25 protein-coding genes and 1 tRNA gene are annotated in these 25,657 nt (G+C 64.1%); 13 read left to right on the forward strand and 13 right to left on the reverse strand.

The window, feature by feature from the left end; genetic code table 11:
- Positions 1-101: 101 nt before the first annotated feature.
- Entirely contained in the window at positions 102-875 is a 774-nt protein-coding gene (locus UNPA324_RS33805) for a DUF2189 domain-containing protein (protein ID WP_128920052.1), read from the reverse strand.
- 259 nt (positions 876-1,134) lie between these two features.
- Between UNPA324_RS33805 and UNPA324_RS33810 the strand changes: the two genes are divergently transcribed.
- The gene (locus UNPA324_RS33810) at positions 1,135-3,363 is read left to right on the forward strand and encodes an ATP-binding protein (protein WP_141938389.1); all 2,229 of its coding nucleotides are present in this window, start codon (positions 1,135-1,137) and stop codon (positions 3,361-3,363) included.
- Here UNPA324_RS33810 and UNPA324_RS33815 read toward each other — a convergent pair whose 3' ends face one another.
- The 7 genes from UNPA324_RS33815 to UNPA324_RS33845 all read right to left on the reverse strand — a co-directional run bounded on the left by UNPA324_RS33815 (position 3,364) and on the right by UNPA324_RS33845 (position 8,925).
- Positions 3,364-3,807: a hypothetical protein gene (locus UNPA324_RS33815; RefSeq protein ID WP_128920054.1), complete on the reverse strand. Its 444-nt coding sequence runs from the start codon at positions 3,805-3,807 to the stop codon at positions 3,364-3,366.
- Between the two features lie 2 nt (positions 3,808-3,809).
- Positions 3,810-4,178, reverse strand: a complete 369-nt coding sequence (locus UNPA324_RS33820; protein WP_128920055.1) for a nuclear transport factor 2 family protein — start codon at positions 4,176-4,178, stop codon at positions 3,810-3,812.
- 80 nt (positions 4,179-4,258) lie between these two features.
- Complete coding sequence (locus UNPA324_RS33825) at positions 4,259-4,726, reverse strand: MarR family winged helix-turn-helix transcriptional regulator (protein WP_141938392.1); 468 nt, start codon at positions 4,724-4,726, stop codon at positions 4,259-4,261.
- Between the two features lie 10 nt (positions 4,727-4,736).
- Positions 4,737-6,347, reverse strand: coding sequence for an acyl-CoA synthetase (locus UNPA324_RS33830; protein WP_141938394.1), 1,611 nt, complete (start codon positions 6,345-6,347; stop codon positions 4,737-4,739).
- Between the two features lie 124 nt (positions 6,348-6,471).
- Complete coding sequence (locus UNPA324_RS33835) at positions 6,472-7,608, reverse strand: epoxide hydrolase family protein (protein ID WP_141938396.1); 1,137 nt, start codon at positions 7,606-7,608, stop codon at positions 6,472-6,474.
- A gap of 99 nt (positions 7,609-7,707) precedes the next feature.
- On the reverse strand, positions 7,708-8,163 hold the full coding sequence (locus tag UNPA324_RS33840; RefSeq protein ID WP_141938399.1) for a GatB/YqeY domain-containing protein: 456 nt from the start codon (positions 8,161-8,163) through the stop codon (positions 7,708-7,710).
- A 51-nt stretch (positions 8,164-8,214) separates the two neighbouring features.
- Positions 8,215-8,925, reverse strand: coding sequence for an alpha/beta fold hydrolase (locus UNPA324_RS33845; RefSeq protein ID WP_128921475.1), 711 nt, complete (start codon positions 8,923-8,925; stop codon positions 8,215-8,217).
- Between the two features lie 146 nt (positions 8,926-9,071).
- On the opposite strand from UNPA324_RS33845, the gene carA reads away from it, so the two are divergent.
- The gene (gene carA, locus UNPA324_RS33850) at positions 9,072-10,262 is read left to right on the forward strand and encodes a glutamine-hydrolyzing carbamoyl-phosphate synthase small subunit (RefSeq protein ID WP_141938401.1); all 1,191 of its coding nucleotides are present in this window, start codon (positions 9,072-9,074) and stop codon (positions 10,260-10,262) included.
- Positions 10,263-10,490: 228 nt separating this feature from the next.
- Positions 10,491-11,012 carry a cupin domain-containing protein gene (locus UNPA324_RS33855; RefSeq protein WP_128921477.1) on the forward strand — a complete coding sequence of 174 codons (522 nt, stop codon included), beginning with the start codon at positions 10,491-10,493 and terminating at the stop codon, positions 11,010-11,012.
- Positions 11,013-11,120: 108 nt separating this feature from the next.
- Here UNPA324_RS33855 and UNPA324_RS33860 read toward each other — a convergent pair whose 3' ends face one another.
- Complete coding sequence (locus UNPA324_RS33860; protein WP_141938403.1) at positions 11,121-11,645, reverse strand: Dps family protein; 525 nt, start codon at positions 11,643-11,645, stop codon at positions 11,121-11,123.
- A gap of 110 nt (positions 11,646-11,755) precedes the next feature.
- Between UNPA324_RS33860 and UNPA324_RS33865 the strand changes: the two genes are divergently transcribed.
- Entirely contained in the window at positions 11,756-12,457 is a 702-nt protein-coding gene (locus tag UNPA324_RS33865) for a class I SAM-dependent methyltransferase (protein WP_141938405.1), read from the forward strand.
- A 54-nt stretch (positions 12,458-12,511) separates the two neighbouring features.
- Positions 12,512-12,587, forward strand: a tRNA-OTHER gene (locus UNPA324_RS35500).
- 171 nt (positions 12,588-12,758) lie between these two features.
- Here the strand turns inward: UNPA324_RS35500 and UNPA324_RS33870 are convergent.
- Positions 12,759-13,130, reverse strand: a complete 372-nt coding sequence (locus tag UNPA324_RS33870; protein WP_128921480.1) for an ArsR/SmtB family transcription factor — start codon at positions 13,128-13,130, stop codon at positions 12,759-12,761.
- A 109-nt stretch (positions 13,131-13,239) separates the two neighbouring features.
- On the opposite strand from UNPA324_RS33870, the gene UNPA324_RS33875 reads away from it, so the two are divergent.
- The 3 genes from UNPA324_RS33875 to greA all read left to right on the forward strand — a co-directional run bounded on the left by UNPA324_RS33875 (position 13,240) and on the right by greA (position 18,697).
- Entirely contained in the window at positions 13,240-14,409 is a 1,170-nt protein-coding gene (locus UNPA324_RS33875; protein WP_141938407.1) for an MFS transporter, read from the forward strand.
- A 142-nt stretch (positions 14,410-14,551) separates the two neighbouring features.
- A complete protein-coding gene (carB, locus tag UNPA324_RS33880; RefSeq protein WP_128921482.1) occupies positions 14,552-18,016 on the forward strand; it encodes a carbamoyl-phosphate synthase large subunit in 3,465 nt (1,154 codons plus the stop codon).
- A 207-nt stretch (positions 18,017-18,223) separates the two neighbouring features.
- The gene (greA, locus tag UNPA324_RS33885; RefSeq protein ID WP_018643807.1) at positions 18,224-18,697 is read left to right on the forward strand and encodes a transcription elongation factor GreA; all 474 of its coding nucleotides are present in this window, start codon (positions 18,224-18,226) and stop codon (positions 18,695-18,697) included.
- 347 nt (positions 18,698-19,044) lie between these two features.
- Here the strand turns inward: greA and UNPA324_RS33890 are convergent, their stop codons facing one another.
- Positions 19,045-19,524, reverse strand: coding sequence for an Lrp/AsnC family transcriptional regulator (locus UNPA324_RS33890; protein WP_181769619.1), 480 nt, complete (start codon positions 19,522-19,524; stop codon positions 19,045-19,047).
- 267 nt (positions 19,525-19,791) lie between these two features.
- Between UNPA324_RS33890 and trxB the strand changes: the two genes are divergently transcribed.
- The 5 genes from trxB to UNPA324_RS33910 all read left to right on the forward strand — a co-directional run bounded on the left by trxB (position 19,792) and on the right by UNPA324_RS33910 (position 23,665).
- A complete protein-coding gene (trxB, locus tag UNPA324_RS33895) occupies positions 19,792-20,757 on the forward strand; it encodes a thioredoxin-disulfide reductase (RefSeq protein WP_141938411.1) in 966 nt (321 codons plus the stop codon).
- 5 nt (positions 20,758-20,762) lie between these two features.
- Positions 20,763-21,686, forward strand: a complete 924-nt coding sequence (locus UNPA324_RS33900; protein WP_164936505.1) for a LysR family transcriptional regulator — start codon at positions 20,763-20,765, stop codon at positions 21,684-21,686.
- Between the two features lie 464 nt (positions 21,687-22,150).
- Positions 22,151-23,059, forward strand: coding sequence for a 4-hydroxy-tetrahydrodipicolinate synthase (dapA, locus tag UNPA324_RS33905; protein ID WP_141938413.1), 909 nt, complete (start codon positions 22,151-22,153; stop codon positions 23,057-23,059).
- Between the two features lie 160 nt (positions 23,060-23,219).
- Complete coding sequence (locus UNPA324_RS35505; RefSeq protein WP_181769620.1) at positions 23,220-23,366, forward strand: hypothetical protein; 147 nt, start codon at positions 23,220-23,222, stop codon at positions 23,364-23,366.
- 152 nt (positions 23,367-23,518) lie between these two features.
- Entirely contained in the window at positions 23,519-23,665 is a 147-nt protein-coding gene (locus tag UNPA324_RS33910; protein ID WP_128921728.1) for a hypothetical protein, read from the forward strand.
- 79 nt (positions 23,666-23,744) lie between these two features.
- Here the strand turns inward: UNPA324_RS33910 and UNPA324_RS33915 are convergent, their stop codons facing one another.
- The gene (locus UNPA324_RS33915) at positions 23,745-24,422 is read right to left on the reverse strand and encodes an AAA family ATPase (protein WP_025032179.1); all 678 of its coding nucleotides are present in this window, start codon (positions 24,420-24,422) and stop codon (positions 23,745-23,747) included.
- A 362-nt stretch (positions 24,423-24,784) separates the two neighbouring features.
- Positions 24,785-25,129, reverse strand: a complete 345-nt coding sequence (locus UNPA324_RS33920; RefSeq protein ID WP_141938415.1) for a hypothetical protein — start codon at positions 25,127-25,129, stop codon at positions 24,785-24,787.
- Positions 25,130-25,657 lie beyond the last annotated feature (528 nt).

Here is a 25,657-nt window from a genome sequence, read left to right on the forward strand (position 1 = left end):
AGGGAGAGGTTTGGCGAAGATTCGTCGTTCGGTACTTCTGCCAACTCCAATGGATAGATCACGCGGTATGGGTCCCGGCGTTCGCCGGGACGACATCGAGGTTACGGCACCGGCGCCACCAGCCGCCTGTAGAGATGCCAGGTCGCGTGCCCGAGCACCGGCAGCGTCACGATCAGCCCGAGAAAGTAGGGCAGCGCCGAGACGATGAGCAGCATCACGATCACGGCGGCCCACGAGATCATCGGCAGCGGGCTCGTCACCACCGCGCGCACGCTCGTCACCATCGCCGTGACAAAATCCACCTCGCGGTCGAGCAGCAGCGGAAACGACACCACGGTCAGCGAGAACAGGATCAGCGACAGCACGGCACCGACCGCGTTGCCGATGCCGAGGAACAGCAGGCCCTCATTCGTGGTCAGAACCACGGTCATGAATTCCTGAAGGCTGGAGAACGAGGCGTGCAGGCCGAGCAGCAGCGCGATCAGCAGCCGCACCTGGTACATCCAGACCACGAACACGAACAGCGTGACGAACGCCATCCAGCCGATCTCGCTGCGCGAGCGCACGGCGGACCAGATCGCGCCGAAGGAGACCGGCTCGCCGCGCTCGCGGCGGCGGCTGACCTCGTAGAGGCCGATCGCCACGAACGGTCCGATCAGCGCGAAGCCTGCCGCCAGGGGATAGACGAGATAGACCATGCCGAAGGCGGTGAAGCACAGCATGATGGCGATGCCGCCGGCGGCATAGAGCGCGCCGAAGCAGAGACCGTAAAGTGGCAGCGCCTGGAAATCGCGCAGCCCCTCGACCAGCGCCTCGGCGATGTCGGTCGCCGCGACGGGACGCACTACCGGATCGACCTTGCCCGAGATGGACATCAGCATCCTCCGCAGATCGGCGCGATCTTTCGTCGCGCGCAGATTGAGCACGATATTAGCGTGGCCGCGCGCAGGCGCAACTTGATACCGGATGACGGAAGAGAGCGGCGCCAGCCCCCGGAGGTGACAAGGCGGCGCCTCGAATTCTTTAGTCTTCTGTGCGATTTTCGAGCAGATTTCTATGGACTGAGCAGGCAATCGTCCGCAAGTTTTACCTTCGAACCAGCGCGCGTGACGATCAGGACGGACCGCCCAACAGATGAGCCTGCGTACCCGGTTACTGATCCTCGTCATCGCGGCCATGCTCGTGCCGGCGATCCTGGTCGGGCTGCGGTTCATGCAGAACCGGGCCAGCGAGATCGACGCGGCGCTGGCCAATCTGGCCGCATCCGCCGACGACATCGCGAGCGACTTAAGCGAGAAAATCCAGGGCACCGCCCAGCTTCATTACGGGCTGGCCCGTGCCCGCGACCTCGACACCCGCGACAAGGCGGCGTGCTCGGCGTTTCTGTCGGATGTCCGCGAGGAATATCCGCAGTTCACGGGTATCCTGACGATCGATCCCGACGGCCACCTGTTCTGCGACTCGCTGCGGACCAACCGCACGCTCGACCTGAACGACCGCGGCTATTTCAAAGAGGTCAAGGGCCTTCAAGGCGTCGTCGCGGTCGAACCGGTGTTCGGCCGCCTCACCGGACTCTCGGTGCTCCAGATCGCCTATCCCGTGCGATCAGAGACGGGCGCGCTGAAGTTCGTGCTGCTCGCGTCCTTCAACCTGAACAAATTCGCAGAATTTCACGACAAGCGACTGCTCGCCGAGAAGGACATCCTCTTCGTCGACGCCAAGGGCACGGTTGTCGTCGCCCCCAAGGGCGGCGGCTGGAGCGAGCCCGTCGGCGGATCCATTGCGGGCTCCGACCTGTTCCGCTTCGCGGTAGCGCCCGATGGCGAGCCGTTTCGGGAGGTCACTGACCGCCGGGGCCACACGCAGATCTGGGGGGTTGCCCGCTCGCCGTCGATCCGCAAGGCCGGCCTCTACATCCTGGTCGGCCGATCCAAGGACGGACTGGTCGCGGCGGCCAACCGCCGGCTTTACGAGGACATGGCGATTCTCGCGGTGGCCTCGCTGCTGCTCCTGGGCGGCTTATGGATCCTCACGACCGTGAGCATCGGGCGGCAGGTCGGGCGCCTCGCCGTCATGGCGAAAAGGCTCGGGCGCGGCGATCTCAACGCACGAATTCCAACGCCCCATCCACGCGGCGAACTCGGCGGATTGATGACCCTGCTCAACGCTACCGCCGAGTCGCTCGAGCAGCAACGCGCCGCCATCGCGGATCTCAGCCACAAGCTCAGCCAGTCCCAGAAGATGGAAGCCATGGGCCAGCTCACCGGTGGCGTGGCGCATGACTTCAACAATCTGTTGACCGTCATTCTCGGCAATTCGGAGCATCTTGCCGACAGGCTGGCGGGCAATAGCGAATTGCAGCGGATCGCCGGCGACATCGCGACCGCCGCCGAGCGCGGTTCTGACCTGACACGCAGCCTGCTCGCCTTCGCGCGCAAGCAGCCGCTCCGGCCGAGAGAGATCGACATCGCCGAAAAGATTCTCGGCATGGAGCAGCTGTTGCGCCGGACCCTGGGCGAGCACATCGAGTGCAGCTTCACGTTCGCGCCGGATCTGTGGCTGGCCAGCGTCGATCCCGGCCAATTGGCAACCGCCGTGCTCAACCTCGTGCTCAACGCGCGCGACGCGATGCCGGAAGGCGGCAAGCTGACGGTCGAGGTCCGCAACAGCTCGCTCGGTGAATCCGACCTCGACGTCAACGGCGAGCCGCGGCCCGGAGACTACGTCATGGTGGCTGTCAGGGATACCGGCAGCGGCATGAGCCCCGACGTGGCGAGCCGCGCTTTCGAGCCGTTCTTCACGACCAAGGAGGTCGGCAAAGGGACCGGCCTTGGCCTCAGCATGGTGTACGGGTTTGCACAACAATCCGGCGGACTCGTGCAAATGCAGTCCGAGCCGGGACAAGGCAGTGTCGTCAGGCTGTTCTTTCCCCGTCTCGCGACACAGCCAGGCGAAGATCTGCCGCCCGCGGAGCAGATCGTCACACAAGCGGAACACGAGACCATTCTCCTCGTCGAAGACGACGACATGGTGCGCGCTTATGTCGAGAACGAGCTCAGGACGCTCGGCTACCGCGTCATCACGTCATCGAACGGGCCCGCAGCGCTGGAATTGCTGCACCAGAGCGGCGACGTCCGGTTGCTGCTCACCGACGTCGTGATGCCCGGCGGCATGTTCGGGCCGGAACTCGCAAGACAGGCAACGGCGCTGCAGCCCGATCTCAAGGTGCTCTTCACCTCGGGCTACAGCCAGGATCCGGTCAAGACGCCGGACGGGATCAACGCCCGCATTCTGACAAAGCCGTTCCGAAGGCAGCAGCTTGCCGCGATGCTGCGGTCGGCCCTGGCAGCGCCGTCGCGATAATTAGAAACGCGACGCGAGCAGAAGCGCCACTGCGAGATTGGCCGCGAACAGACCCGCGTCGATGACGAAGATCCGCAGCATCGGGCCCTTCAGCACCGGCCAGTACGCCACCCCGACCCGGCCGCCGCGCATCAGCACCGGAAGGTTGTAGGCGAACTGGCTGAGATGGCAGGCGGCAAAAAACAGGAACAGCACGAGCTGCGCCTCGACCGGCTGGAAGAAGGACGGACGTGCCGCCAAGAGGTAGAACGACAACAGCCCGATCGGCAGGTTCATTCCGCCCAGGAACGCAACGCTGGCCGCCAGGGTCGGCGCGATCGGATTGCTCCGCTCTTCCCGCGGCAGCAAGATCTTCAGCGTGTTGGTTTGCGCGATGCTGAACTGGACGAAGGCACCGACGAACCAGAGCGTGTTGAGGAGCAGGACGATATCCGAAAGACGCATGGTCATTTTCCGTAAAAGGCTTCGCTGCGCACGACGCGGCCGGCATCGTCGAAATCCATGAACTCGCTGGCGCGCGTGTCGCCGAGCTGCCACCATACGATCAGCCGCGCGATCGTATCGTCCCAGCTCCAGCTCAATATCTTGAGGTCGGCGCTTTCGATGTGACCATAGGCTTTCCGCCAGTAGGCGCGGATGTTCTCGGCACCGGTCACGACCGGAGACCCGGTCAGCGTCAACGCCAAAGGGCTGCGCATCTGCGCGTCCTCGGCAAAATGCGCGACGACCGCATCGATATCGACCTTGCGCCAGCTCGCGCACCATGCCGCGACAAAGGGTCCGGCGGCCGCGCGATTCATCGTCTGCCCGCCCATGACGCGGTCCTCCCCTCGCTCGTCGACGACGAGAATGGCAAAGCCAGGCTTTCATGTCAACTATGTTGACTTGAGACTCGTCAATTGTGGTCGGCGATCGCCTCCATGACGGCCATCCAAGCCGCTGCACCCGACGCCCCGGCGCGATCGAACGCCTTGCACATGACGTTGCGTTCGTAATCGGATGCGCGGTGCTCGATGCGCTGCCCGGCAGCCGTCAGGCGCAGCAGCTTCGAGCGATGCTGCTCGGGCGAGCGCTTTGACACGATGAGCTTGCGCTCCAGCAGCAGATTGAGCGGCCGGTTCAGTGCCTGCTTGGAAATGCCGAGGACCTCGAGCAGCGAGCCGATCGCGATATCGGACCGGCGCGCCACCACATAGAGGATGCGGTGGTGCGGACGCGACAGGCCCTGTTTCGCAAGGTATTCGTCGGCTTCCAGCGTCATCCCGCGCCAGCCGTAATACATGAGCTCGAGCGCCGCATCGAGGTCGTGCAGCTGGTCGAGCGCGGCGCGGTGAAGTCCCGCGGCTTGAGATGCCTTTGCCATGGTCAGGAAGCTAACCTCTCGCGCGCAGCTCGCGCCGCAGCACCTTGCCCGTCGCCGTCATCGGCAGCGTCTCGGCGAATTCGACGAAACGCGGATATTCGTGCGCGGCGAGCTGGACCTTGACGAACTCCTGGATCTCGCGGGCGAGCGCGTCGGTGCCGGTAAAGCCGGGCCGCAGCACGATCCAGGCCTTGATCGATTCGGTGCGGATCGGATCGGGGATGCCGACCACCGCCGCCATCGCCACCGATGGATGCTTCATCAGCGTGTGCTCGATCTCGGAGGGACCGACGCGATAGCCTGCGGTGGTGATGACGTCGTCCTCGCGACTGACGTACCAGAAATAGCCGTCCTCGTCCTGCACGCCGAGATCGCCGGTCAGCAGAAACGCGCCGGCATATTTCTTCGCCGTCGCCTCCGGATTGCGCCAATATTCGAGCATGGTGACGGGGCATGGCTGGCGCACGCCGATGATGCCGCGCTGGCCGCGCGGCAATTCCTCGCCCTTGTCGTTGACGATGCGGACGTCGAAGCCCGGCGTCGCCTTGCCCATCGAACCCGGGCGGATCGGAAACAAATTGGAGTTGCTGCCGATCACGAGATTGCACTCGGTCTGGCCGAACACTTCATGCGCGTCGATGCCGAAGGTCTCGCGCACCCAGCCGAGCAGCTCGCCGCCGAGCGATTCCCCGCCGGTGAAGATGCTGCGCAGCTTGACGCCCGCGTGCTTCACGCCGGCCTGCCGCATCAGCTTGAGCGCGGTCGGCGGCAGGAAGACGTTGCGGACGCCGAGATCGGCCATCATCTGCATCGCTGCCTGCGGCTCGAACTTTCGCGCACGATGGCCGACCAGCGGGATGCCGTGATACCAGAACGCGAGCAGGCCGTTGACGAGGCCGCCGATCCACGCCCAGTCCGCCGGCGTCCACATGAGATCGCCGGGCCGCGGCAGGAAGTTGTGACACATCTCGACGTTCGGCAGATGGCCGAGCACGACGCGATGCGCATGCAGCGCACCCTTCGGGTTACCTGTCGTGCCCGAGGTGTAGATGATCAGCGCGGGGTCATCCGCGGAGGTGTCGACGGTCGCGAAGTCCTCGGATGCGGCTTCGATCGCTGACCAGAACGGCTTTGCGCCGGCGTGGACGGCGCTGCTCGTGACATAGATGTCCTGCAAATAGGGCAACCGATCGCGGATCTTCGTGAGCTTCTCCCAGCCCGCCTCATCGGTGATGATGGCTCTCGCTTGCGAATTCGACAGACGGAATTCCAGTGCATCCTCGCCAAACAGCGCGAACAGCGGGATCGAGATCAGGCCGGAGCGGAACGCCGCCATATGCGCAATCGGCAGTTCCAGCGATTGCGACAGGAACACCGCGACACGGTCGCCACGCAAAAGGCCATCCGCCTTCAGCACATTGGCGAAGCGACGCGACATGTCCGCAACCTCGTCGAAAGAAGTGCGGCTGGTCGCGCCGTTGTCGTCGACATAGATCAGCGCGAGCCGGCCGGTGCCGTCAGCATGGCGATCACAGCACGCTTCCGCAATGTTGAAGCGCGCGGGAATGTCCCAGCGGAAGTTGCGGACGAGTTCGTCGTAGGTCTTGGCTTCGGTCAGCATGGCTTGGCGTTTCCCAGCAACTCCGTCATGGCCGGGCTCGTCCCGGCCATCCACGTTCTTCTTGCTTGGTCAGTCAGTTTAAGGCCATGGATGCCCGGGACAAGCCCGGGCATGACGATGGAGGCTACCGCACCGTCGCAAAGAACTTCCTGACGTCACGCACGAACAGCTCCGGCTGCTCGAACGCGGCAAAGTGGCCGCCCTTCTCCATCTCGCTCCAATGGGTGATGTTGGGGAAGTTCGGCTCCATCCAGCGCCGCACCGGCGTGATGATCTCCTTGGGGAACGCGGCAACGCCGGTCGGCACCTTGACGACAGGCGTGGTGCGGCGCTTGCCGAAACTCTCCCAGTAGAGCCGCCCCGAGGAGGTCGCCGTCTCCGTCGCCCAATAGAGCATGACGTTGTCGAGCAGCTCGTCCTTGCTGAAGATGTTCTCGGGATGGCCGTTGCAATCGGTCCAGGCCCAGAATTTTTCCAGGATCCAGGCCGCCTGCCCGCTCGGCGAATCCGTAAGGCCATAGCCGAGCGTCTGCGGGCGCGTCGATTGCTGCTTGGAATAGCCGGAGTCGAGATCGACATAATGCTTGAGGCCGGCCAGCGCGCGCTTCTCTTCGGCCGTCGGCTCGCCCTCGATCCGCGGCGGCGAGTTGAAGGACAGCGTGATGTGGATGCCGGCGCAATGCGCCGGGTCCTGCGCGCCGAGCGATGTCGTCACCGCCGAGCCCCAGTCGCCGCCTTGCGCGCCGTAGCTGGTATAGCCGAGCCGCTCCATCAGCTTCGCCCAGGCCGCGGCGATGCGGTCGACGCCCCAGCCGATCTCTTTGGGTTTGGCCGAGAAGCCGAAGCCCGGCAGCGAGGGACAGACGACGTGGAACGCATCGGCGGAATTGCCGCCATGCGCGGCGGGGTCGACCAGCGGCGCGATCACCTTCTGGAATTCGACGATCGAGCCGGGCCAGCCATGGGTGATGATCAGCGGCAGCGCCGACGGCTCCTTGGAGCGCACGTGGATGAAGTGGATGTCGAGCCCGTCGATCTCGGTGGTGAACTGCGCGAAGCGGTTGAGCTTCGCCTCGCGGGCGCGCCAGTCGTAGTCGTTGGCCCAATAGGCGCAGATCTCCCGGATCCACTTCAGCGGCGCGCCCTGGCTCCAGTCGTCGACCAGCTCGGCCTCCGGCCAGCGCGTGCGAGCGAGGCGCGATTTGAGGTCAGTGAGGACGTCGTCGCTGATGGCGATGCGGAATGGTTTGACGGCGGTCATGTGCCTCCCTGTTTCCTTATGAGAGTAGACCGGACCGATGCCGCATCAAAGGTGCCCATCCTCCCCTGGAGGGCCCCTCCAGGGGAGGGTAAGAACGGCCTAGCCCGACAGTGCCGCCTTCACCAAGCCGCTGGCCTTGCCGAAGTCCATTTGCCCCGCGTACTTCGCGCGCAACACGGCAATCACCTTGCCCATGTCCTTCATGCCGGCGGCGCCCGTCTCGGTGATCGCGTCCGCGATCGCCTTCTTCACCTCGTCGTCGGCCATCTGTTTCGGCAAATACGCCGAGATCACCGCGATCTCCTCGCGCTCCTGGGCTGCGAGCTCGGCGCGGCCGCCCTTGTCGTAGAGCTCGACCGCCTCCTGGCGTTGCTTGATCATCTTCTGGAGCACACCGAGCAGATCGGCGTCCGACAGCGGCGGCTTGCCGTTGCCGCGGGCGTCGATGTCGGCGTTCTTGATGGTCGAATTGACCATGCGCAGCGTGGACAGCTTGCGCTCGTCCTTGGCCTTCATGGCCTCCTTGACCGCATTGTTGATGTCGTCGCGCAGCATGACCGTGATCCCTTCGAATAGATGACGCCTGATCTAGGCCGTTCGTGACCTCTAGACAACCTCGGTTCCGAGCCATTCGGTGAGCGCGCGCACGGTGGCTTCCGGCTGCTCGGCTTGCGGCAGGTGTCCGCAGCGCTCGAGGATCACGAGCCTTGCGCCGGCGATGCCCTCGGCCATCTCTTTCGAGAGCGCATTCGGGATGGTGTTGTCGGTATCGCCCGTCAGCACCAATGTCGGGCAGCTGATGGCGGAAAGCGTCGGTCGTGAGTCCACCCGCGCGATGATCGCGGCCTGTTGCCGCAGATAGCCCTCGACGCCGACATCCTCGTCCTGCGCGTGCACAAGCTTGAGAATCTCGGCATCATCGCGTCGCGACGGATGTACCAGCTCCGGAAAGCTCTCCTCGCGGATGGCGCGGAGCTCGCCGCGCCTGGCACGCTCCATCAGGCCGCGGCGACGCGCGGTTGCCTCGGGGGTATCGGGCCGCGCCTGGGTGTTGATCAGCGCGAGTTTTATAACCCGTTCGCCCGCCTGGCGCATGATCTCGAGCGCGATGTAGCCGCCCATGGAATGGCCGGCGAGCGCGAAGCGCGGCGGCGCCTCGCTCAGCACCCGCCGCGCGATCGCGGCCATGTTGTCATCGCGGATATGGTTGGCAACCATCACGGGCCCGAACCGCCACAGCGGCGGGATGACGGGGGCGTAGATCCGGGCCGAGGAGGCCAGCCCCGGAACCAGCAGAATCGGGGTGGTCTGGTCCATTATTGCCTCGCAAGCCCCGCAAATTACCGGAAATTATGCGGCCGAGCTTAAGGGGCCGAGGAGGCCTGTCAAATATGCAAAAACGCATGTGAATCCGGCTTCTCCCGCTTTGACGGCGGCGCTCGCGGGGACTATGAAACGCGCTCATGACACAACATGACAACGATCCCGCTTGGCCGGACCACAAACCGACCGCGCTCCTCGTGCTTGCCGACGGCACGGTGCTCGAAGGTTTTGGTCTCGGCGCTGAAGGCCACGCCGTCGGCGAAGTCTGCTTCAACACCGCGATGACCGGCTATGAGGAGATCCTCACCGATCCCTCCTATGCCGGCCAGCTCATCACCTTCACCTTCCCGCATATCGGCAATGTCGGCACCAACGAGGAAGACATCGAGACGGTGAACATGGCAGCAACGCCCGGCGCGCGCGGCGTGATCCTGCGCACCGCGATCACCGATCCCTCGAACTACCGCGCCACCAAGCATCTCGACCAGTGGCTCAAGGCGCGCGGCATCATCGGCCTCTCCGGCATCGACACCCGCGCGCTGACCGCGCTGATCCGCAGCAAGGGCATGCCCAACGCCGTGATCGCGCATTCCAAGACCGGCGAGTTCGACCTGCATGGCCTGAAGGAAGAGGCGCGCGAATGGCCGGGCCTCGAGGGCATGGACCTCGTGCCGATGGTCACGAGCGGCCAGCGCTTCACCTGGGACGAGACGCCTTGGTCCTGGGACAGGGGCTTTGGCCGTCAGGACAAGCCGGAGTTCAACGTCGTCGCCATCGACTACGGCATCAAGCGCAACATCCTGCGCCTGCTCGCCGGCGTCGGCTGCAAGGTGACGGTGGTGCCGGCGACGACCTCGTCCGAAGACATCCTGGCGATGAAGCCGGATGGCGTATTCCTGTCCAACGGTCCGGGCGATCCGGCCGCGACCGGCAAATATGCCGTGCCTGTGATCCGGGACGTCATCAAGTCGGGCACGCCGACCTTCGGCATCTGTCTCGGCCACCAGATGCTGGGCCTTGCCGTCGGCGCCAGGACGAAGAAGATGCATCAGGGCCATCACGGCGCCAACCATCCCGTCAAGGACGAGACCACCGGCAAGGTCGAGATCACCTCGATGAACCACGGCTTTGCGGTGGACGAGACAACGTTGCCGAAGGGCGCGACGCAGACCCACATCTCGCTGTTCGACGGCTCCAATTGCGGCATCCAACTCGACGGCAAGCCGGTGTTCTCGGTGCAGTACCACCCGGAAGCATCGCCCGGCCCGCGCGACTCGCACTATCTGTTCCAGCGCTTCGCCGACCTGATGCGGCAGAAGAAGAGCGCGTAAGGTGCGTTCTCCACGAATACTTCACGACAAAAGCCCGGGCTCGCCCCCGGGCTTTTTCGTCATTCCGGGGCGCGCGTAGCGCGAGCCCGGAATCCATCAAGCAACAGACTCTGCAGCGCGATGGATTCCGGGCTCGACGCTGCGCGTCGCCCCGGAATGACGGTGGAACGAGGAACGCCGTCTCACGCCGCTCGTTGATCCCTGGTATCCTCGCGCAGGAGTCCGATCATGTCCGTCGTCCGCGACAATGCCGAGCCGCTCGCCATCGTGTTCGAGGATGACGGGCTCGTGCCGAACAACATCCGCCCCTTCCTGGTCTACCAGGGCGCGGTGAAGCTCGATCCGAAGCAGCCGGAAGCGACCATCGAAAATCTGTTCGAGGCGAACGGCTGGGGCGGCACGTGGCGCAACGGCGTCTACGACTATCTGCATTATCACGCGACGGTGCATGAAGTGCTCGGCGTCGCGCGCGGCAGTGCACGGGTTCGCTTCGGCGGCGATCACGGCCAGGAGCTGGACATCAAGGCCGGCGACGTCGCAATCCTCCCCGCCGGCACCGGGCATCAATGCATCAAGGCCAGCGATGATTTCTGCGTGATCGGGGCCTATCCGCCAGGCGCGAAGATGGAGATCACGCGCGCAACGCCGGAGAACCACGCCAAGGCGCTGAAGACGATTCCACAAGTCGCACTGCCGCTGGCCGATCCCGTGACGGGGAAGCATGGCGCGCTGATGCGGCTGTGGCGGTAGCCGCAAGCGCGGTGCCGTTGGGTGGGCAAAGGCGCGCCCTTGCGCGCCGTGCCCACCATTCCCAGTTGGTGGGCACGCTTCGCTTTGCCCACCCTACAAGAGCCCGGCCTACGCCTCGTTGCCGCCTTCCTGCCGAGTGGCTTCGAACAGGAACCACGTCCGGCGCTCGGTCTCGTCGATGAAAACTTCCAGGATGCTGGCGCTGGCGACATCGCCGGCGTCGTCACAAACATCGTGCGCTTTGCGCATGGCGGCTGCGACGTGCTTGTTGTCCTGCATCAGCTCGCGCAGCATCTCGCGCGGTGGGACGTAGTCCTCGTTGTTGTCCTTGATGGTCTGGAGCTTTGCGACCTGGCCGATCGATTTCAGCGTGGTGCCGCCAATCTTGCGGACGCGCTCGGCAAGCTGGTCGGTGGTGGCGAAGATCTGCTCCGACTGCTCGTCGAGCAGCAGATGGTAGTCCCGGAAGTGCCGCCCGCTGATGTGCCAGTGGAAATTCTTGGTCTTCAAATACAGTGCGAAGGCGTCGGCCAGAAGCACGTTGAGCGCCTCAGAGACCTTCTTGACCCCGTCGGGCGACAGATCGGTGGGGGTATCGAGATCGGGCGAGACCTTGTTGTTGGTTTTGCTCACGGGGGACCTTCCTGTTAGGACGCGGACATTGACGGCGCGCCGTCGCACCCCTAACGCAAGGCGGCAGCGCCGGTTCCTGCCCCAGGAACCGATGGGACCTTCGAAACGCCATGGACGATTGGATCGACTATTACGACTCCACGCATACGATCTATGTCAGCAGGCTGCATCGCGACTTGCACTTCCAGATCATCGCGCGGGACATCATCGGCTACATCTCCTCGCCCGACGCGACGGTGTTGGACTATGCCTGCGGCGAGGCGCTGTCGGCGAACCAGGTGGCATCGGCCTGCGGCCAGCTGATCCTGGCCGAGCCCGCGCCGGGTGTGCGCGGCCGGCTGATCTCGCGGTTTGCCCCGAATACGAAGATCCGCGTCCGCTCGCTCGACGACGTGCGCAAGATGCAGGACCAATCCATCGACCTCGTGGTGATGAACTCGGTCGCGCAATACATGACGCCGGACGAGCTCGATGCCGCGCTCCTCAACATCCGCCGTATCCTGAAGCCCTCCGGCAAGCTGGTGCTGGGCGACATCCTCCAGCCCAATGTCGGCATGTTCAGGGACGTCATCGCGCTACTCGGCTTCGGCCTCCGGCACGGCTTCCTGAAGGACGCGCTGATCGGACTGATCAGCACCGCGCTGTCGGATTACCGTCATCTGCGCACGCGCATCGGGCTGCAGCGCTATAGCGAGGACGAGATCACCGCCAAGCTGAAAGCGGCGGGTTTCGCAGTCCAGCGTGCCCATACCAATATCGGCCACAATCGCTGGCGCATGACCTTCATCGCCCGGCCGCCTCTGGTTCGTTAAGCATAACGATTAGCCGAGGTGGCTTGTCCTACTCCGATCGGTCATGATCGCCGCGGCCCGGTGGCGGAAGCGTCTACGCGAGGGCGGTGCAACGCTCTTCATCCTGGTTCAAATCCAGGCCGGGTCTCCAGCCTTCGCTGCTTACGCAGCTTCGGCTAGGCAAGCCAGCCTTGCCGCGCTTAGCTCGCAGAGCGGCGGCGGGTTCGGCTGGGCAAGCCCTTTCGTAGCGAAGGCTGCCTCGGCGAAGCCCGAAGGGCGACGACGGGCACGCTTCGACTGCCCCCCGAGGCAACATCTGCCTTCAATCCATCTTCACCACGTCACACCCGGACAGCACCTGAAGCCGCCCGGCATCCCTGGCCGCTGATTTGATCACGGCATCGAGCAGGCCCGGAAAGCGCGCATCCAGATCCTCGCGGCGCAATCGCATGAAGCGGTTGGTGCCTGCCACGCGCGTCTGCATCAGGCCGCATTCGCGCAGCTTGGCGAAGTGGTAGGCGAGGTTCGACTTGGCGCCGAGCCCGCTGAAGTCGCCGCAGCAGAGCTCGCTGCTGACACGTTCTTGCTGGGCGAGCTGATAGACGATGGCAAGCCGGATCGGATCGCTCAGGCAATCCAGAACCATCGGCAGCTCGATCTGCTCGCGGGTCGGGTGAAGCGGAGTACGGCTCATGGACGAATCATAGCTAAACTGTCGCAATGTTCAATAGTTCTTGAACAAATTGACTCCTGGATCAGCAAGGACGATAGTTCAATAGATGTTGAACAAAGAGACTTCCCCAATGAGCGTGTTCTGGCTGGCCTTGGCGGCCTTTGCGATCGGCACCGAAGGCTTTGTTATCGCAGGACTTTTGCCCGGCATCGCCGGGGACTTGCAGATTTCTGTTTCCGCTGCCGGGCAATTGGTCACCGCCTACGCTCTCACCTACGCCGTGGGCTCGCCGATCCTGGCGGTGACGCTGAACAACCTCGACCGCCGTACCGCGCTCGCCCTGGCGCTGGCGACCTTCATCGCCGGGAATATCGCGGCCATGGTGGCTTCCAATTATGCCCTGCTGCTGGCTTCGCGGATGCTCATGGCCCTGGGCTCGGGTCTATGCATGCCGACGGCCCTCTCCGTATCGGTCGCCGTCGCATCGCCCGAACGGCGGGGCCGGGCGGTGGCGCTGGTGACCTCGGGTCTTACGGTTGCGACCGTCATCGGCGTTCCCCTCGGCAATCTCGTCGGCAGCTGGCTCGGCTGGCGCGCGACCTTTGCCATGGTCGCGCTGATCGGCGCCATCGCGTTGGCCGGCCTGTTGCTCGGGCTGCCCCGCGGGCTGCCGCGCAACACGGCTTCGCTCAGCGAACGGCTCGCGGTGGCGCGCCACGGCAATGTCGTGGTCGCGCTTCTGATCACGATCTTATGGGCGCTCGGCGGCTTCACCGTATTCACCTATTTCGCAGTTCCGTTGCGCAATCTCGGCTTCGACGCCTCGCAGATCAGCCTGGCGCTATTGGTGTTCGGCGGCGCGGCGGCGATCGGCAACATGCTCGGTGGCGTCCTGGCCGACCGGCTCGGCTCGCTCGCGACCGCAGCGCTCGGGCTCGCCGGCATGGCGAGCGCCCTCATCCTGCATTCGCTGGTCCTGAAGCTGATGCCCGGCCAGGCCCACTACGCCGTGCTGGGCGCGATCTTCCTCTGGGGCATCTCGGGCTGGGCGTTCTATCCAGCCCAGATCGCCAGCATCATCCGGATCGAGCCGCAGGCCTCGATGATCGCGCTCTCGCTCAATGCCTCCGCCATGTATCTCGGCTTCGCCATCGGCGGAGCGCTCGGGGGCGCGGTGCTGGCGACCTTGTCGCCGACCGACCTCGGCTGGATCGGCGGATCGAGCGTTGCGGCCTCGCTTCTGGTGCATCTCGCCCGTGGCTGGCAGGCCCGGCCAAAACCGGTCAAAATTGCCGGTTGATGGGCGTTTTTCGGGGTTTCGCCGCCCCGAAAACTGGTCTAAGACCCACCCGCGCGCGAGGGAGACCACCGCGCTCTCGGCCACAGGGACGCGCAGCAAGCGCGCCCTTTTTTTTGCCCAAATTCCACTTCGGCGAGAGTTGATGCCCAAACGTACAGACATCACCACCATCCTGATCATCGGCGCCGGTCCCATCGTGATCGGCCAGGCCTGCGAGTTCGACTATTCGGGCACCCAGGCGGTGAAGACGCTGAAGGAAGAGGGCTACCGCATCGTCCTCGTCAATTCCAACCCGGCCACCATCATGACCGACCCGGAATTGGCCGATGCAACCTATATCGAGCCGATCACGCCCGAGATCGTCGCCAAGATCATCGAGAAGGAACGTCACGTCATTCCCGGCGGCTTCGCGCTGCTGCCGACGATGGGCGGACAGACCGCGCTGAATTGCGCGCTGTCGCTTCGCCGCCAGGGCACGCTGGACAAGTTCCACGTCGAGATGATCGGCGCGACCGCCGACGCCATCGACAAGGCGGAGGACCGCCAGCTGTTCCGCGAGGCCATGACCAAGATCGGGCTCGAGACGCCGAAGTCGCGGCTCGCCAACGCCTCCGACCTGAAGAAGTCTTTCCGCGACAAGTACCAGGCGGAGCGTGAGAAGGCGTCCGGTGCAGCGCTCGCAGAACTCGAGCGGCAGTGGACGCTGGGCGAGAGCGATCGCCGCAAGCGCTATCAGGAATACGCGCTGGGGCAGGCGATGATGGCGCTGTCCGAGATTGGCCTGCCCGCGATCATCCGCCCCTCCTTCACGATGGGCGGCACCGGCGGCGGCATCGCCTACAACAAGGAAGAGTTCCTCGACATCATCGAGCGCGGCCTCGATGCGTCTCCCACCAACGAAGTGCTGATCGAAGAATCCGTGCTCGGCTGGAAAGAGTACGAGATGGAGGTGGTGCGCGACAAGAAGGACAATTGCATCATCGTCTGCTCGATCGAGAACCTCGATCCGATGGGCGTGCACACCGGCGATTCCATCACGGTGGCGCCGGCGCTGACGCTGACCGACAAGGAATACCAGATCATGCGCGACGCCTCGCTGGCGGTGCTGCGCGAGATCGGCGTCGAGACCGGCGGCTCCAACGTGCAGTTCGGCGTCAATCCGGACGACGGCCGTATGGTCGTCATCGAGATGAATCCGCGCGTGTCACGCTCCTCCGCGCTGGCGTCCAAGGCCACCGGCTTTCCGATCGCCAAGGTCGCCGCCAAGCTCGCGGTCGGCTACACCCTGGACGAGATCGCCAACGACATCACCGGCGGCGCCACGCCCGCCTCGTTCGAGCCGACCATCGACTACGTCGTCACCAAGGTGCCGCGCTTCGCCTTCGAGAAATTCCCCGGCGCCTCCACCACGCTGACCACGTCGATGAAATCGGTCGGCGAAGTCATGGCGATCGGCCGCACCTTCCAGGAAAGCCTGCAAAAGGCCCTGCGCGGGCTCGAGACCGGCCTCACCGGCCTCGACGAGATCGAGATCGAGGGTCTCGGCCGCGACGACGACAAGAACGCGATCCGTGCCGCGCTCGGCACGCCGACGCCGAACCGCATTCTTCAGGTCGCCCAGGCCATGCGGCTCGGCTGGTCGAACGAGGACATCTTCAACTCCTGCAAGATCGACCCGTGGTTCCTCGGCGAGATGCGCGGCATCGTCGACATGGAGGAGAAGGTCCGGAAGAACGGCTTGCCGAACAATGCCTTCGGGATGCGCTCGCTCAAGGCCATGGGCTTCTCCGACGCGCGGCTTGCAGTGCTCGCCGAGACGACGGAGGCCAAGGTCACCGCGAAGCGCCATGCGCTCGGCGTTCGCCCCGTCTACAAGCGCATCGACACCTGCGCGGCCGAATTCGCTTCGCCCACCGCCTACATGTATTCGACCTATGAGGCGCTGTTTGCGGGCGCGCCGGCGGACGAGAGCGCCCCGTCCGACAAGAAGAAGGTCATCATTCTCGGCGGCGGGCCCAACCGTATCGGCCAGGGCATCGAGTTCGACTATTGCTGCTGTCACGCCTGCTTCGCGCTCCATGATGCCGGCTACGAATCCATCATGGTCAACTGCAATCCGGAGACGGTGTCGACCGACTACGACACTGCCGACCGGCTCTATTTCGAGCCGCTCACCGCCGAGGACGTGCTGGAGATCATCGCCAAGGAGCGCAGCAACGGCACGCTGCACGGCGTGATCGTGCAGTTCGGCGGCCAGACGCCGCTGAAGCTGGCACGCGCGCTGGAAGCCGCCGAAGTGCCGATCCTCGGCACCTCGCCCGATGCCATCGACCTTGCGGAGGACCGTGACCGCTTCAAGCGCGTGCTCGACAAGCTTCGCCTCAAGCAGCCGAAGAACGGCATCGCCTATTCGGTCGAGCAGGCACGGCTCGTCTCCGCAGATCTCGGCCTGCCGCTGGTGGTGCGCCCGTCTTACGTGCTCGGCGGCCGCGCGATGCAGATCATCCGCGAGGAGAACCAGCTCAACGACTATCTGCTCGGCACGTTGCCGGAGCTGGTGCCGGCGGACGTCAAGGCGCGCTATCCGAATGACAAGACCGGGCAGATCAACACCGTGCTCGGCAAGAACCCGCTGCTGTTCGACCGCTATCTGTCTGATGCCACCGAGATCGACGTCGATTGCCTCTGCGACGGCAAGGACACCTTCATCGTCGGCATCATGGAGCACATCGAGGAAGCCGGCATCCATTCTGGCGACAGCGCCTGCTCGCTGCCGCCGCACTCGCTCGACGCGAAGATGATCGAGGAGCTGGAGCGTCAGACCCGTGAGCTCGCGCTCGGCCTCGACGTGGTCGGCCTGATGAACGTGCAATACGCCATCAAGGACGGCGAGATCTACGTGCTCGAGGTCAATCCGCGCGCCTCCCGCACCGTGCCCTTCGTCGCCAAGGTGGTCGGCACGCCGGTCGCCAAGATCGCCGCGCGCATCATGGCGGGCGAGAAGCTCGCCGATTTCAAGCTGAAGAAGGCGAAGCTCAAGCACGTCGGCGTCAAGGAATCGGTCTTCCCCTTCGCGCGCTTCCCCGGCGTCGACACGGTGCTCGGCCCCGAGATGCGCTCGACCGGCGAGGTCATGGGCATCGACCGCAACTTCGAGGTCGCCTTCGCCAAGAGCCAGCTCGGCGGCGGCACGCGAGTACCGCGCAAGGGCACGGTGTTCGTCTCGGTGCGTGAGAGCGACAAGACGCGTATCGCGGAAGCCGTGCGCGAACTGCATTCGCTCGGCTTCAAGGTGCTGGCGACCTCCGGCACCCAGCGCTTCCTGACCGACCAGGGCATCCCGACCGAGAAGGTGAACAAGGTGCTGGAAGGACGGCCGCACATCGTCGACGCCATCACCAATGGCGACGTCCAGCTCGTCTTCAACACCACAGAAGGCCCGCAGGCGCTGGCCGACAGCCGTTCGCTGCGGCGCGCGGCCCTCTTGCATAAAGTGCCGTATTACACCACTCTTTCCGGGGCCGTGGCGGCCGCGCAGGGCATCCGCGCCTATCTGGGCGGGGACCTTGAGGTTCGTACCCTGCAGAGCTACTTTTCGGAAACCTGATCGCTAGCGGCGGCGAAACCGCCGCTAAGTGATTGGCAATGAACCCACGATGGCCGGAGGAACTGTCCGGCCATGTGGTTGTTCTGTTCCGGCGCCAGACCCACATAACGTCCCGATGGGCGCATATTCAGCCCCGGGAATACCGACGAATCAAGGTTGCCGCGCCCCGGTCTTTGCGGGGCGCGCAGCTGAAGGACGAGAGAAGAGATGGAAAAGGTTCCGATGACCCAGGCCGGCTTTGTCGCGCTCGGGGAAGAATTGAAGAAGCGCCAGTCGGAAGATCGTCCGCGGATCATCGAGCATATCGCGGAAGCGCGCTCGCACGGAGACCTGTCGGAGAACGCGGAATATCATGCCGCGAAGGAAGAGCAGTCCCACAATGAAGGCCGCATCGCCGAGCTCGAGGACAAGCTCGCGCGCGCCGACATCATCGACATCTCGAAGCTCTCCGGTGACACCATCAAGTTTGGCGCCACGGTGACCCTGGTCGACGAGGACACCGAGAAGAAGACGGTGTGGCAGATCGTCGGCGAGGTCGAGGCCGACGCCAAGAAGGGCCGTATCTCCATCACCTCGCCGCTGGCGCGCGCGCTGATCGGCAAGAAGAAGGGGTCGACCGTCGAAGTCAACGCCCCCGGCGGCGCCAAGGCGTACGAGATCACCAAGGTAGAGTGGCGGTAAGAACTTGCCGCTTCACTGACGTTTCGAAAAGGCCGCGCGATGCGCGGCCTTTTTGTTTGGCATGTTGCCCGCGAGGTGGAGCACGCACTCTCCCCCTCGTCATTGCGACAAGCAATCCAGAATCTTTCCACGGAGGCATTCTGGATTGCTTCGCTGCGCTCGCAATGACGGAGTGTGCGGCAGCAGCGTCCGCTACTCACGTGTCCCGGACGCGCTGCAACGCATAGCGTTGCTGCGCAGAGCCGGGACCCAGAAAGCAACACGGGAAGGCCCGGTAAGATGGGCCCCGGCTCTGCAGCGCACCGCCAAGAAGCGCTGCGCTGCGTCCAGGGCACGAGAGTGGAGACCTACCGTCTCACCTTCACGTCCAGCGGCACCGCCGCCTCGTACTTCGAATTATGCAGGACCAATGACGTCCGCACGTTGCGGACGTGGGGCGCGGCGGTGAGGTGCGTGACGAAATCCTGGAAGGTTGCCATGTCGGGGGCGACGCATTTGAGGATGAAATCGACCTCGCCGGACAGCATCCAGCATTCCCGCACCAGCGGCTCGGCGCGGACGAATTCCTCGAAAGCACGCAAATCCGCCTCGGCCTGGCTGGACAGGTGCACGGCGGCGAACACGGTCACGTCGAAGCCGAGCTTGCGGGCATCCAACAGACCGCGGTAGCCGTGGATATAGCCCTCCTCCTCCAGCGCCCGGACGCGGCGCAGGCAGGGCGGCGGCGAGATGCCGACGCGCTTGGCCAGCTCGACATTCGTGATTCGACCGTCGGCCTGAATCTCAGTGAGAATTTTCAGGTCGATCTCGTCTAGGTTCCGCGACACGTGATTGGAACTCCTGGCCTTTACGGCGGTATTGGTGGGGCTTGTCGCAATCCTCATAACCCAGTCTGCATGGCCAGCGCAATTTTATTGCGCGTGCACCGCAATCGACTTTTGTTCCTTGTTGGAAAAATCCGCCGAGAGGGAATGCAATTCTTGCATAGCTCACCAGAACGCTTAGATTAGCTCTGATATTTCAGCGCCACCGCGACGCCTCCCGGCATGTTCCGCGCCCGCGCTGCAAATCCCCCGTGAAAGGCGTCCATCGAAATGTCCGCTCCTGTTCATGCAAAGGTCGTCATTATCGGCTCCGGCCCCGCCGGTTACACGGCGGCGATCTACGCCGCGCGGGCGATGCTCGAGCCGATCCTGATCCAGGGCATCCAGCCCGGCGGCCAGCTCACCATCACCACCGACGTCGAGAACTATCCGGGCTTCGCCGACGTGATCCAGGGCCCCTGGCTGATGGAGCAGATGGAGAAGCAGGCGGTCCATGTCGGCACGAAGATCGTCACCGACCTGGTCACCAAGCTGGAGGCCGCGCAGCGGCCGTTTCGCCTCATCTGCGACTCCGGCGACGTCTATCTCGCCGACGCCGTCATTCTCGCCACCGGCGCGCAGGCGCGCTGGCTCGGGCTGCCCTCCGAAACCAAGTTCCAGGGCGGCGGCGTGTCGGCCTGCGCCACCTGCGACGGCTTCTTCTACCGCAACAAGGACGTCGTCGTGGTCGGCGGCGGCAATACCGCAGTCGAGGAAGCGCTGTACCTCACCAACCATGCTTCGCAGGTCACCATCGTGCATCGCCGCGATCATTTCCGCGCCGAGCGCATCCTGCAGGAGCGTCTGTTCAAGCATCCGAAGATCAAGGTGATCTGGGACTGCGCCGTGGACGAGATCTGCGGCACCGAGAACCCGAACAAGGTCACCCATGTGCGCCTGAAGAACGTCAAGACCGGCGCGCTGAGGGACGTGAAGACCGACGGCGTCTTCATCGCCATCGGCCACGCACCGGCGACCGAGCTCGTGAAAGACCAGATCAAGCTGAAACCGTCGGGCTATGTCGAGGTCGCCCCGAACTCGACCGCCACCTCGATGCCCGGCCTGTTCGCCGCCGGCGACGTCGCCGACGAGACCTATCGCCAGGCCGTCACGGCCGCAGGCCTCGGCTGCATGGCAGCGCTCGAGGCCGAACGTTTCTTGGCCCTGCGCGCCAGCGAGCGCGCGGCAGCGGAATAACGATCATGCCTCGAACACGCGACGGATTTACCGATATGGACTGGGACAAGCTGAAGGTGTTTCACGCAGCGGCGGAAGCGGGCAGCTTCACGCATGCGGGCGAGCAGCTCGGCCTGTCGCAATCGGCGGTCTCGCGCCAGGTCTCGGCGCTGGAGCAGGAGCTTTCGGTCTCGCTGTTCCACCGCCACGCCCGCGGCCTGATCCTCACCGAGCAGGGTGACCTCCTGTTCCGCACCGCGCATGACGTGTTCATGCAGCTGCAGGCGGCGCGCGCCAAGCTTACCGACAGCCGCGAGCGGCCGAGCGGCGACCTCAAGATCACCACCACGCCCGGCGTCGGCATCAACTGGCTGATCCCGCGGCTCGGGGAGTTCACCGCGCTTTATCCGGAGATCCGGATCTCCTTGATCGTCACCGACGAGGAGCTCGACCTCTCCATGCGCGAGGCCGACGTTGCGATCCGCACCCGCAAGCCGACGCAGCCGGATCTCATCCAGCGCAAGCTGTTCGCGATGGGCTTCCACGCTTATTGCTCGCCGGAATACATCAAGCGCTTCGGCACGCCGCGCACGCTGGAGGAGCTCGACTCCCACCGCATCATCACGCTTGCCGACGGCAGCTTCGCGCCGCACCTGCAGAACCGCAACTGGCTGGTCGAAGCCGGGCGCAACGGCTCCGGTCCGCGCGAAGCCTATTTCAGAGTGAACAACATCCTCGGTCTCGTGCGCGCCTGTCAGCAGGGCCTCGGCATCGCTGCCCTGCCCGACTACCTCGTCGAGGAACAGAGCAAACTCGTGCAGCTGTTCGGCGAGTCCGACTCGATCCAGCTCGATACTTATTTCGTCTATCCCGAGGAGCTGAAGACGGTCGCGCGCGTGCAGGTGTTCCGCGACTTCGTCGTCAGCAAGGCGCAGCGCTGGCCGTCCTGATTTCCGCATGACTGACATGCGGCCTCGGCTGTTGCTGCAGGCCGCTCGTCAAGCCCATACTGTTTGCACGCTGAGCCTTCGCGTTGCGCATTTGTCCCCCTCCTCCAGTGGCGCGGGAGTTCAGTAATCCCTCTTGGAAGGTGATTGTGTCGGCCTCACGTGGCCAATACCTTAAGCCGGGCTCTTTGGGCCCGGCTTTTTTTCGTCGAAATCGGCCTTCGCCTTCCGCGTGTATTGACAGTTCCACGCATACCCCGCATCATTTGCAAATGATCACGAAGTCGTGCGCAATCTCGTTCGAGGCCATCGCCTCGAAAAAAGGCCCCCATCCCGGGGCCTCGGATTTTTGCGCGCACTAGCTAAGCTTCGTCATCGCTGCAAATCTTCGAAAACCCCGCCGCCTGGACGGGGTTTTTTCATGTGCCCTCCGTCTCAGGTTTTTTTCCCGAGAAGGAGCTGGAAACATGACTGATCTACAGGAACAATTGCACGGGCTGTGGCTGCCGCTGGTGACGCCGTTTCAGAACGGCGCCCTCGACGAGAGGTCGCTGCGGCGGCTGACGCGGCACTACAGCGCGCAAGGCATCGATGGCCTCATCCTGGGCGCAACCTCCGGCGAAGGCATGACGCTACGCGAGGCCGAGCTCGAACGTCTGGTCGCGATCGTGCGCGACGAGGTGGCCGCCGGCCGCCGCACCTTGCCGATCTGCCTTGGATTGTCGGGCGCCGACACCGCGCGGCTGCAGGAACGTCTCGACGAGACCGCGGACTGGCCGATCGACGGTTATCTGATCGCGAGCCCCTATTATGTGCGGCCCTCGCAGCGCGGCCTCTTGGCGCATTTCGAGGCGCTCGCCGATCACGCCGCCTGGCCGCTCGCGCTCTACAACATTCCCTATCGCACCTCGGTGAACATCACCAACCAGACCATGCTGCGGCTCGCCGAGCACAGGAACATCGTGGGCCTGAAGGATTGCGGTGCAAGTCGCGAGCAATCGATCGCGCTCTTGCGCGACCGCCCGAAGGAATTTCGCGTGCTCACCGGCGAGGACGCGAATTACTTCGAGGCGCTCGCCGACGGCGCCGATGGCGGCATCGTGCTGTCGGCCCATGTCGAGACCGCGACCTTTGCGGCCGTGTATGCCGAGATGAAGCGCGGCAACCACGATGCGGCACTGGCGCGCTGGCATGAGGTCGCCGATCTGACGCGCCTGTTGTTCACCGAGCCGAGCCCGGCGCCGGCAAAGTACTGGCTGTGGCGGTGCGGCCTGATCGACAGCCCCGAAGTGCGCCTGCCGATGGTGGAAGTCAGCAGCGAACTCGCCGCCACCATCGATCGCGAGATCGCGCGACGGACGCAGTCCGCGGCGTAGTTCTTTACCCTCCCCTGTAGGGCAGGGGAGGGTAAGAGCGCGCGCTCGTGGTTAACGTCACCCCAACAGCCTTCGCACCCGCCGCATGACGCATCCACGTCTCGTTTACGCATCCGTCCCTATCGTTTCTCTCCAGGAGCTTCTCAGAGGGGGAATGACCATGGGGCGTCGCACCCGACCGACGGCCGCCCGACAATTTGCGCCGGCCGATCTTTTGCAAGGAATTCTCGTCGTATCGTCGTTCGGGTTCTGGGCGGTGATGCTCGGCCTGATGCCGGTGCTGCTGTATCGGATCTGGCTCGCCTAACGGCGGCACCCCGCGCGGATGGTTAAACGGCCGTCACAAATGCGTTCAAAATGCGAGCGGCGTCGCAAGCCGGAATCTTAAAACATCACAGCTATCGTTCACGCCCATAAGCGAAGAAATCGCGGGGGCGTTTTGTGAATAGTCAGAATGAAATGGCGTCGTATTTCGGCGCCGGACAGGAGCAGCTGTCCACCGAGCAGAGCTTTACCACCGAGGACGTTCTCTGGGCCGTCGGCATCTGGTCGGTGATCCTGACCCTGTCGCCGGTCATCGTGTTCTACATGCTGATGGTGGCCTAGCCGCTTCAGCAGATTCCGAAAACGCAAAACGCGCGGACGTTCCCGCGCGTTTTTCGTCCGGGGAATGATCAATAAAAAATTATGCTGCTTGCTTGTGCATTGCGCCGGATGCCGACGCCGTGCCGCGAATGGCCTTCACTGAACGCTCGATCGCCGCCCACAGCCTTGCGATTTCCTGAGCCGCACGGCTCTCGGCCTGATACTCCCGCGCGCCCTCGCCATGGCTCAGCGCCATCAGCAAATCCGAACGGTTGGTGATCTGGCCGCCCCACACTGGCGCACGGAATTTCGCCAGGGCTTCGCGGGCGATGGTGACGATCGGGCTTTCGGCTTCGTCGCGCTTGGCCGGCGCACCGTTGAGCACGACCGCGTAGGGCTTGCGCGCGGCGCGGCACATCTGGATGGTCTCCTGCACCGCGTTGACGTCGAATACGCCGGGACGGGCGGGAATCACCACCATGGTGGCGTTCTTGATCGCGTCGTCGACGACGGCCGAGAGGTTCGGCGGCGTGTCGATCAACACCCATTCATAACCGTCGCGCTTGGCAGCGGAGACGATGCCGCTGACGGAGTTCACGGCCGCCTTGATCGGCGGTTCGTTGGTGCCGCGCAGCTTGTGCCACAGCGTCAGCGAGCCCTGCGGATCGGCGTCCACGAGCATGACCTGCTTGCTCGCCTTGATCTGTGCGGCAAGATGTGCGGCGAGGGTACTCTTGCCCGAGCCGCCTTTACGCGATGCAAAAACAATGACGTTCATACCTTCGGCCTCCAGATTGACCCCAGGCCGCGAAAATGAATCACCGCGCTGATTCGTGAAAGATAAATTTGTCGAGAGTTGCGCTGCGGTCACGAAATAACAAGGCGTGCTGGCTTTTGAGTCACACTGCGGTGTGCGGGGCGCGACACGAGCTGCAATGAAACGCTCCGCGCGCTGGTTTGTGTGCGCATTTTGAGCATTCGTTCGCAATCACGCCGAATGCAACTTCGCCGCGCCAATCCGCATCCGACTCGTTTCCATCGTGCCTGCGCATGATCGTCGCAAGCCTGGCACCAGCCCGCGCGAACAAAAGGAGTCCGTTACCTTACCAAGCTTCGAAAAAGGATCGCGATTCCCCTCGCCTAGCCGTCGCTGGTCTTTTTCTTCTTGATCGCCGGCTTGGTGCTCTTCTTCGCGGTTTTGGGCGCGATGTTGGTCGGCTTGCCGGCGCGCATCTCGTCCGGCTCGGGTCCGGGGCGGAAGAACACCCGGCATTGCGGCGAGAGCTGCGCCTTCTTCTTGATCATGCAGGCGGTGATGGCATCGACGTTCGGCACGAACTCGCCGCACAGCCGCATCGCATCCGGCGTGCACGCCTGTTGCTCCTCCTGGGTGTAGGCGAAGCCGGCACTCGGCTGGACCAGCACGGCGAGGGCCATCCCGAGGGTTGCAGCAGCCAAGGATGTCTTGAAGCGAAGCGCCGGCATCGATCCCCCCACATATCGAACAGGAGGGGATAGTGGGTGAACCGCGGTTCGTTGGCAACCGAGGGGAGATGCGAAAGCCGCAAGCTGTGCGGTCTCGGCAACAGGCGGGCTGAGCGCGCGCCTCGTCCTTCGAGACGACCCCTCCGCGGTCTCCTCAGGATGAGGCTAAGCGGCATGAGTGCCCGTTGAAACCAGTGCCGCGCCCCCGGTCCTCATCCTGAGGGCCCGCCAACGGCGGGCGTCTCGAAGGATGGCCGCGGACAAGATCGCTCTCATATGCGATGCCCCTGTGGGCAACAGGGAGGCCAGCCCGGCCCAAGCCGACCTCCAGCGCAAAAACGCGAAAACAACCCCATGCACAGTAGCCAAGTCCCGGTAATCCCAGCCATTTCATGGCTTAGGATTTAGCGAAACCGGGTTTGACTTGTCGGGCAAAACGGGGGCATCATGTCACATCCAAGAAGATGCGCGTGGGGTGGCCGGCTTGTCTCCTGCGCTGGTCGAAAAGCGCACGCGAGGAGGACGATC

Origin of the sequence: Bradyrhizobium sp. UNPA324 (assembly GCF_006658635.1) — a bacterium.
GTDB lineage: Bacteria > Pseudomonadota > Alphaproteobacteria > Rhizobiales > Xanthobacteraceae > Bradyrhizobium > Bradyrhizobium nanningense.